Raw genomic sequence first — 8185 nt, 5'->3', positions numbered from 1 at the left:
CTGATTGACGATGAACCGGGTCTCCGGACGCCAGCCGGTCACGCTCTTGCCGTCCGCGCCCATGATCGGCAGCGTGGTGTACAAAATTCCTGGCGCGCCCTTGGGAAAGAGTCGGTGATCCGTGGCAATGGAACGGTCCTTGGTCAGGGGAACGTTGATGTTGCCCACCGCGTCCACGGCCATCTCCCGGAAAAAGACATACGAGGCATTGGCAAAGAAGATCCGTTGCTGCTCCTTGGGATGGTCCATCAACCACTGACGCAGACGTGGCATGGTCATCTCCTCGTGGGGAATCTTCCCTTCGTCGATCAGAATCTGTCCGATCGCCTTGTAGGCACGGCCATTCGTGCCCGCATACCCCACACGGATCAAGCGTCCATCATCCATCTGCACCCGACCCGATCCCTGGATGTGCAGAAAAAAGGCGTCGATCACGTTATCCACCCACACCAGCTCCAACCCGCGATTGGCCAGAGGGCCGGCAGGTTTTGACCGGGCCGTTTTTTTCGCCTTGCTCCCCTTTTTGGCGTGCTTGGCCGGAGGGGGGGGCGTTTTCTGGGGTTCCGGTTTGGTCAGATAGGGGGCGTCGATTTGTGCGCGGGCGAAATAGGGGGCCGGTTTGCCACGCTCCATCCGACACACCTTCTTGCGATCCGCGCAGTTGACCAGATCCGGCGGCAGTCGGTAGAGCGGGTAGTGATAGCGCGCCGAGGGCCTGGTGGAGCCGTGCAGCAACGGCTCGTAGTAGCCGGTCACCAGCACATTGCCCTTCGAGTTGCCGCCGATCGATCGGTAGAGCCGATACCGGCTTTTCAACACCCGTTCCAATCCGACCAGATCCCCGGACCTGGCCAGTTCGGCAAGCTCCTGGGTCGCCTGATGCATGCGTGCGGCACTCACCTTGTAGGAGCCGAACTCGAACGCCTGTTCCGGTGGCAGGCGTCGGTAATACTGGGCGCTCTGGGCCAGAGCCTCGCCCCAGGTTTGGATGGCCCCATCCTTGAACAGTTCGTCCGGAATTTCCGACCATGCGACCGAACGCAGACTGCCTCCATCGGTGGGAGCGTCGGCTTCATCGATCGCCTGTTTTCGGATCCCCTCCACCACCTCTTCCACCGGCTGTCGCTGACATCCGGTCATGAACAGTCCCATTGCCAGGACAATCGAAAACAACGGCCATAAACGCTTCACGGCAACACCTGTGATCACGAGAAGAGAACATGCCTGGCGGAAACCGGTCCCTTCGGCCCGAATGCCAGATCATGTTTTTGCCATCCGTTGGGGATTGTCGCAAGGTTTGATGTTGCGAATCGTGCCTGCCCTGGCGACGAAAACAGGCTTGAGGCCTGGCGTGGAATCAAAAAAGTTCCGACAGGGGGACGAGTTGCGGCTTGGGTGTGTTTTTGAGGTATTCCAACAGCCGTTCCACGCCGCGCGCTTCGTTGCCGTTGCCGTGAATCAACACGATGCCGCCTGGACGGATGCGATCGCCATCGGCCAGGATGGTGTCGCAACCGATGGCGAGCAATCCCAGACGGCTCACCGTTTCGAGCAGCGCCGGGGAGGAGACCAGCCCCGGAAAGCGGAAATAGGGCGGAGGGGTCACCCCTTGCCGGATCAGCAGCCATTCGAGGGCCAGCACCTCGCAGAGCGGATCGCTGCCCCTGGCCAGGAGGAAATTGTCCGGATAGGGTCGTCCCGGTGCGTAAAAGTGGGTGTGGGAGTGGTTGATCCAGGTGATGGATAACGCCCCTTCGGCGTGGCGGGCAACCAGCCAGTGGAACGCTTTGTCGTGTCGGCGGATCCAGCCCCCGGAGACGGCGATGGCCACCGGAACCGGACGGGGCAGATCGTGGGCGAGGAGTGCCTCGAACAGTCGCTGCTCCATGAGTTTGGGCGCGGGACAGAGATCGATGGTGAGACAAAACCCCGCGACCGGGTGCGCCGCGCGCCGCATGCCGGCGTTGACCAGCGGATGGGGCGGAGCCAGTTGACGCGCCAGGGCGCGGGCGTGGCGGCTGTGGGTTGGATTGTCCGGTGGCGCATCGAGCAACGTCACCGCCTCGCGCGGATGGATGGCGGTGGTGAGGGAGTCCGGATCCAGGGTCAGCACCAGGTGTTCATCCTTCAAGGTGAACGCCCGCAACAAGCGCACCGGATTCGGGGTGCCGGCGAGCTGGCCGAACTGCTGCACGGGTTGATAATCGGCCTGGAGATGGCAGGCGGGAAGCCGTTCGTCCGCGTGGGTCGGAAAGGCGGACAGCAACGCCCCCAGTGCTCCGGTCCGCCCGGCGCGCAGGAGTTGGCGGCGGGTGAGCGGTCGGGAGGTGAACGGGTGGCGGGGATGATCGTTCATGGCGCGCTCGTCAGGGATTCGGCACGCGTCGGATTCCCGTCGGGCGTCGCCTGTCCGTGCCGGCGGAGATCGTGCGGGGGGGGGATGACCGGCTCCGACGGGAGGGGGATCACGGCATGCGCCATTGGGGGTTGGCCAGGGTGCCGGAGAGGAGCAGACGCACCGGCTGGCCTCGGGCGAGGAGTTGACCGGCCAGACCGGGCAGATTGGTCTTGACCGGCTGGATCTGGATTTCGCCGTGGAGCGGACCGGCACGGGGATCGGCGGGCAGGAAACGCGCCGTGATCTTGCCGGAGACGGCCACATCCCCCTTGCCGGCCAGGGCGATCTCCACGAGGTTCGGTTCCTTGACCTTGGCCGAGAGGTTCAGCGGCTCGATTTTGGCTCCGAAGGCCACCACCCCTTGCAACTGGATCTCCCCTTCGCCGTTCTCCAGGGTGCGCGGTTCGTCGGTGGAGGCGTTCATCCACCCCGATCCCAACCCTTTGCCACGCAGTTCGGCGCCCAGGGGGCCGAGCCACAGACCGGCCAGCTTGCCCAGTTCCTCCAGGTGCAACCGCCATTCCAGACGCCCCTGATGACCGTTCCAGCTCCCTTCGCCCTCCAGGTGTCCGAACGCCATGCCGATCTCGTAGCCCGCGCCCAGCCGTCCGGAGAAGAGCGGGAGAAGCGACGGATGAAAGCGCATCGAATCGATGTCGCGATCCGGGTTGAAGAGCGGAGGGGTGAAACGGACCTTGGAAAAGCGGAGGCCATCCCAACCGAGGGAGAGTTTCTGCCAGCTCATGCGTTCGCCGATCAGGGCCCGTGACCAGTCGGTGAGCCTTTCCGGCGGCATGAAGAGCACCAGACCCGCCCCGTAGGAGAGGATCAGCACCAGCATCACACCGAGGAGCGCCCGTTTGCTCATGCCTGCCTGTCCCGCGATGCCAGCCCCACGTTCATCGGTCCGTTCATGCGCGTCGCCTCACAAAAGCCCGACTTCCAAGGAGAGCGACACCCCCGGCGCATCCTTTTCGGCGCGCTTGAGATCCCCGCGCACCACTCTCAGGCGCGAATGGGACTCCAGACGGGTCAAAAGACGAATCGCGGTCTCCATGGAGATCCCCTTGAACGTCAGATCGGCCTTCTCGCGCAGGGAGGGGGTTTCGTGGGTCTTCACCGGGATCGGCGCGATCTGCTGCATCTTGTCGCCAAGTTGCATGGCGGCGGTCTCTTTTTCCAGCCAGGGAAGCAGGGAGTTGATCGCCTCTTCGTCGGGTTTGGACGGGGCAGCGGTTTTCTCCCGGGTGCCGGAACCGCGTCGCGCCTTGATCTGTCCGGCCAGATTCGCCACCTCGCGTCGCACCCCCTCCTGGGCCTTGGCCTTGGCCTCCCAGGCTTGCACGCTCTCGTCGATCCAGCTCATTCCCTGCACGATCATGAGCAGCGTGGAGACGATCAGGGATAGGGCCAGCACCAGGCGTTTGTCGGATTCGTTCATGGCAGCACCAGGCGGAAACGGACCGTTTTGCTCTCCGGGACGATGCGCGCTTCGTCCATGCGGGTCTCCTTGCCCTTGGCCAGAGGCTGCAAGGCGGCGCGCAATTTGTCCAGATGGTTGTAGGAAGGGACCTCACCGTTGAGTTGCACCTCGCCGGGCTCATACCGCAACCGCAGCCACTTGACTTTGGTATCCGCCGGGACCGAGGTTTGGATCAGGCCGATCCAGGTGCTCAGGGTCGGGAAATCCCCCTCCCTGCCCCCTCCGGACATCAGCCCCAACGCCTGTTTCATCTGGGACAGAGGCTCGACGATCACCGGAATGTTCGGCAGGGCCTCGCGAAAGATCGCCTCGGTTTCGGCCTTGAGCCGGTCGTGACGGCTTTTGGCCTGGTGATGGCGCCACCCCTCCTCGCCGCCCCACGCCACCAGGAACATCAGCGCCAGAACCCCGGCTCCCCGCCAGGGACGCAACCAGCCGTGCCATTGCCGCTCGCCGGCCCCATGCAGAAAATCGAGCAGCCGTTCGTGTTGACCCCGCGCCGCGGCCAGGGCCAGTCCGGCGGGGCGCAGGAACTCCCACTGTTTCAACCCTTGTCCGAGGGCATCCAGGGTGGGAATTTCCACCGCGCCCAGGCCGCGGTTTTCCCACAACGGGCGCCAGAAGTCGCGGGTGCGACCCAGAAAAATCGCGCGACAGCCGGCGGGAGCGTTCAAACGGGTGGTGGTCTCCTCGATGAGCCAGGTCAGCTCCTCGATGAGCGCCTCCTCGCCGAGGTTTTCGGTGGCCGGGGCCACGAGACGCAGCGCCCGAACCCGGCCATCCTCGATCAGGTAGAGGGCGCACGGCGTGGCCGAGCCGTCCACCACCAGCGTCGGACCGGTGGTGCCGGTCAGGTGGGCGACCTCCAGCAGCGGCCAGGCCCCCAGTTCGGCGATCACCACCCCCACCGGCTTGATGGCCGATTCACGCAGGCGGTCGAGCAGCCCATCCATCGCGGTCCGCTCGCATACGGCGTGAAACACCCAGGCCCCGGATTCGACCGGTTCCCACTGCATGGCGTGACAGGGTGCCTCGAACCGTCGCACCAGGGAGTCGGCGGACTCCTGGGGGAGCACGGCCCAGATCTGATCCCGGCGCGCAAAGGGGAGTGTGCAGGTGCGCACCGCCATGCCGAGCGCCGAAATCCCGGCCAGAACTCCGCGTTCCCCGCCGGAGATCACCGGCAGGCCGCATTCGAAGCGCGGCGCGTCCCGATCGACCAGGCGCGCCCAGAGCGGTTTTTCGGAAGGGGCGGCAGAGACCGCGCCCCATGTGGCTCGCGATTTCATCTGTCCCAACCCGCGCGGCTGACGGTGACTTTCGGGCCGGTGCGGATCAGTTGTGCGTTCAGGAGCGCCGCCGAGCCCCCCACACGGGAGCGGATGCGCGCGGAAAAGCAGCTCGCTCCGGTGGTCACCAGATTGAGCATCTCCGTCGGAAGGGTCACGCCCATGGCGACCAGGTCATTGACCTGGCTGATCGGGGTTTTCATGCGCTGTTCCACCACACCTTGCCAATTCATCTCCGGAGCCAGAGGTTCGAGCACCTTCAAGCCCGCAGTATTGAGATTCAAGCGGCTATTCTTGCATGTATCGTCCACGCTGACAAAGGGCGCGAGTTTTCCCAACGCTTCCCGGTCCCAATCCGGCAGAAGCAGAAGCTCCTCCAGGTCGTGCAGGGGTTCCGGGGTCAGGCCCGGCGCGGCCCCGCCCGAGGGGGCGGCATCGAACGGCACCAGCCGTTCCACCAGCCGTTCGATCAGATGGGTCGGAATCCCCTCGCGGGAGGCCAATCGGGTCAGGATCGCCCGCAACTCCAGGTTCAGATGGCCATCCTCCTTGCGCAGCGCGTTGAGGTTCCAGCGCCGCCCCCCATCCTCGATCATGGCTTCGGCCTCGCCGTCCGGGTTGTCCGGCAAGGTGACCGGCATGGCCCACGGTTCGCGCGGGTGATCGATCATGCCGCCCTGCATGCCGTCGAGGGTCAGGATCGCCACCACCCAGGTCAACAGCGACTGGGCGTGACGATGGGCCGTTTCCAGCTCCAGCTCCCGTTGCACCTGACGCATCTGGAACCGTTGCGAATCCATGCCGGCGTAGACCAGCGGCACCAGAAAGGCGATGGCCGCCAGGGTGACCAGCAGCACCATGCCCCGTTCGCCGGCCCGTTCGCGCCGTGGGGGCGGTTGTGCCGCGCCGGCCTGTTCGTACCGCCGTGCCGCGCCGGCCTGTATTCGCCGTGGGATCATGGTTGCACCCGTGGTTGAATGACCGGCATGGGGGTGAGATGGACGATCAGGTTCCAGGGGCCGATGTCCTTCCAGGTGAAACGCCAGCGGAGCGCCTTCCACGGGGTTTGCGCCCCCTCGCCGAAGGGACGCCACTCCTGGGGGTCGAGCAGGTCATAGGCCAGTTCGTCGAGATTCCTGTCGATGGTCAGGGTCACCACCGCCTCTTTCCGATCGCGGCCCGCCGGCAGGATCGCCCGTTCCCAGATCATCCCCTTCTCCTCGACCTTGGAACGCCAGCGGTAGAGCACCTCCACCCGCGGTCCCATGCGCCATTCGGGAACCAGGTCGCCACGACAGCGCAGGACCAGAAGCTCCTTGCCCTCGCGGATCAGACGCGCCGGGGGCTCCTTTTCCAGATGTTCGATGTCGCGACGGATCACCCGTTTGAGATGGTTCCACAGATGGACGGTCTCGGCGCGCTCCTCCAGCAGACGTGTCCGCGTCGCGCCGGAGCGCACCGTCTGATAGACCCCGGTCATGATCAGGGCGGCGATGCTCAGGGCGATCAGGGCTTCGATCAGGGTGAAACCGGCGCGCGCGGGACGGGGTTTTGTCTTGGCGGTCCATTCGTTCAAGGTCTGGGTGAAACCGGCGCGCGCGGGACGGGGTTTGCGCGCGGTGGGGCCGCCCTCCGGGGGGAGACCGCCCTGTCTTGCGTCGGTTTTCACGATCCCGGCCATTGAAACCGTTCGGCGAACAGGATGGTTCTTTCGCGCGCCACCTCGATGTGCGCGATCTGGCCGCGTCCGTCCTCGGTGCGGCGGATGCGGCGGCTCCAGGTGTACAGGCGTCCGCCCATCTCCTCCTCGCCGGTCAACTCCTCGGGGGTGACCGGCCAGCCGGCGGCGAAGAAGAGTTCCATCTGATTGCTGGCGACCTGGGCCGCGCCCAGTCGCTCCTCGAGCCGGTACTGGGTGTCGGTTTGCTTGTTCAGGATCGCGCCGATGGCCACGAACAGACCGCCGATCAGGGCCATGGCGACCAGGATCTCCAACAGGGTGAAACCGCGCGCATGCCGGGAGGCTATTCCCATCGTTTCAGTCCCGCTTCCAGGCGTGGTTGGCTCCATTCGGGACGATAGGAGACGGTGAAGCCGTCCGGTTCCGTGTTGGAGGCGAACTGCACCAGGATCGGCTTGATCGGCCCGAAGCGGGTGAAGGGGATGGCCAGTTCGCTCAAGTCGGCCAGATCGCTTTTGTCCGGGATCCAGATCAGCCGCCCTTCGGCGGGGTTCAGGCGTCCGGGGGTCAAAAGGGGATCGGCGACCGGCAGAAAGGTCTCCCCGTCGCGCACCTCGGGGTGATAGCCCCCCTGGGTCAGATCGAGGCGCAGGCGGTAATCGGCCAGGCCCGAGGCGCCCTGATCCCGCAACCAGATCAATACATGGCGGAAGCGGTTGGCCGAAACGCGCAGCCCCTCCAGTTTGTGCGGTGCCAGGTGGGGGATCACCAGGGAGAGGAGAATCGAAACCAGAAACAGGGTGACCATCACCTCCAGCAACGTGAAGCCGTTGACCGGACGGCGTGGCGTCACGGCTTGATTTCCAGGTTCCAGGAGGTGATGTCCCCGTTCTTGCTCTCGCCGCCGGGCATGCCGTCGGCGCCCAGGGACATCAGGTCGTAGGCCCCGTGCAGACCGGGGGAGAGATAGACATAGGGATTGCTCCACGGATCGACCGGCGGTTTGGGCAGATACCCCTCCGAACGCCAGCGACGGGGGATCGGTTCGCTCTCCGGTTTGGTGACCAGCGCCTGCAAGCCCTGCTCGGTGGTGGGGTAGGTGTTGTTGTCGAGGCGGTAGAGGTCCAACGCTTGGCCGATGGACTGGATGTCGAGCACGGCCTTGGTCTGCCGGGCCTCGTCGGGACGGCTCATCACCTTGGGGATGATCAGGGTGGCGAGGATGCCGAGGATCACCACCACCACCATGATTTCGATCAGGGTGAAGCCGGCTTGGGAGAGGCGGAGTGGCGGAGCGTATAGGGTTGATTTCATGCGTTGATCTCACTTTATGC

10 protein-coding genes are annotated in these 8185 nt (G+C 64.9%); all 10 read right to left on the bottom strand.

Annotated elements, in window-relative coordinates; all coding sequences use genetic code 11:
• A partial coding sequence (locus ACV4UY_RS10585) for an MltA domain-containing protein (protein ID WP_491607565.1) occupies nt 1–1191 on the bottom strand: 1191 nt, incomplete at its 3' end.
• Between the two features lie 166 nt (nt 1192–1357).
• Nucleotides 1358–2356: a polysaccharide deacetylase family protein gene (locus ACV4UY_RS10580; RefSeq protein WP_491607564.1), complete on the bottom strand. Its 999-nt coding sequence runs from the start codon at nt 2354–2356 to the stop codon at nt 1358–1360.
• A gap of 109 nt (nt 2357–2465) precedes the next feature.
• A complete protein-coding gene (locus ACV4UY_RS10575; RefSeq protein ID WP_491607563.1) occupies nt 2466–3266 on the bottom strand; it encodes a hypothetical protein in 801 nt (266 codons plus the stop codon).
• A gap of 57 nt (nt 3267–3323) precedes the next feature.
• Nucleotides 3324–3839 carry a hypothetical protein gene (locus ACV4UY_RS10570; protein ID WP_491607562.1) on the bottom strand — a complete coding sequence of 172 codons (516 nt, stop codon included), beginning with the start codon at nt 3837–3839 and terminating at the stop codon, nt 3324–3326.
• Nucleotides 3836–5170 carry a type II secretion system protein GspL gene (gene gspL / locus ACV4UY_RS10565; RefSeq protein ID WP_491607561.1) on the bottom strand — a complete coding sequence of 445 codons (1335 nt, stop codon included), beginning with the start codon at nt 5168–5170 and terminating at the stop codon, nt 3836–3838. The genes ACV4UY_RS10570 and gspL overlap by 4 nt, the downstream gene beginning before the upstream one ends.
• Nucleotides 5167–6129 carry a type II secretion system minor pseudopilin gene (locus ACV4UY_RS10560; RefSeq protein ID WP_491607560.1) on the bottom strand — a complete coding sequence of 321 codons (963 nt, stop codon included), beginning with the start codon at nt 6127–6129 and terminating at the stop codon, nt 5167–5169. The genes gspL and ACV4UY_RS10560 overlap by 4 nt, the downstream gene beginning before the upstream one ends.
• On the bottom strand, nt 6126–6839 hold the full coding sequence (locus tag ACV4UY_RS10555; protein WP_491607559.1) for a PulJ/GspJ family protein: 714 nt from the start codon (nt 6837–6839) through the stop codon (nt 6126–6128). Before ACV4UY_RS10555 ends, ACV4UY_RS10560 begins: the two co-directional genes overlap by 4 nt.
• Entirely contained in the window at nt 6836–7204 is a 369-nt protein-coding gene (gene gspI, locus ACV4UY_RS10550; protein ID WP_491607558.1) for a type II secretion system minor pseudopilin GspI, read from the bottom strand. Before gspI ends, ACV4UY_RS10555 begins: the two co-directional genes overlap by 4 nt.
• Complete coding sequence (locus tag ACV4UY_RS10545; protein WP_491607557.1) at nt 7195–7704, bottom strand: pilus assembly FimT family protein; 510 nt, start codon at nt 7702–7704, stop codon at nt 7195–7197. The genes gspI and ACV4UY_RS10545 overlap by 10 nt, the downstream gene beginning before the upstream one ends.
• Nucleotides 7701–8165, bottom strand: coding sequence for a type II secretion system major pseudopilin GspG (gene gspG / locus ACV4UY_RS10540; protein ID WP_491607556.1), 465 nt, complete (start codon nt 8163–8165; stop codon nt 7701–7703). The genes ACV4UY_RS10545 and gspG overlap by 4 nt, the downstream gene beginning before the upstream one ends.
• Nucleotides 8166–8185 lie beyond the last annotated feature (20 nt).

The organism is Candidatus Magnetaquiglobus sp. (assembly GCF_058402785.1).
This window is presented reverse-complemented; position numbering and strand designations above follow the sequence as displayed.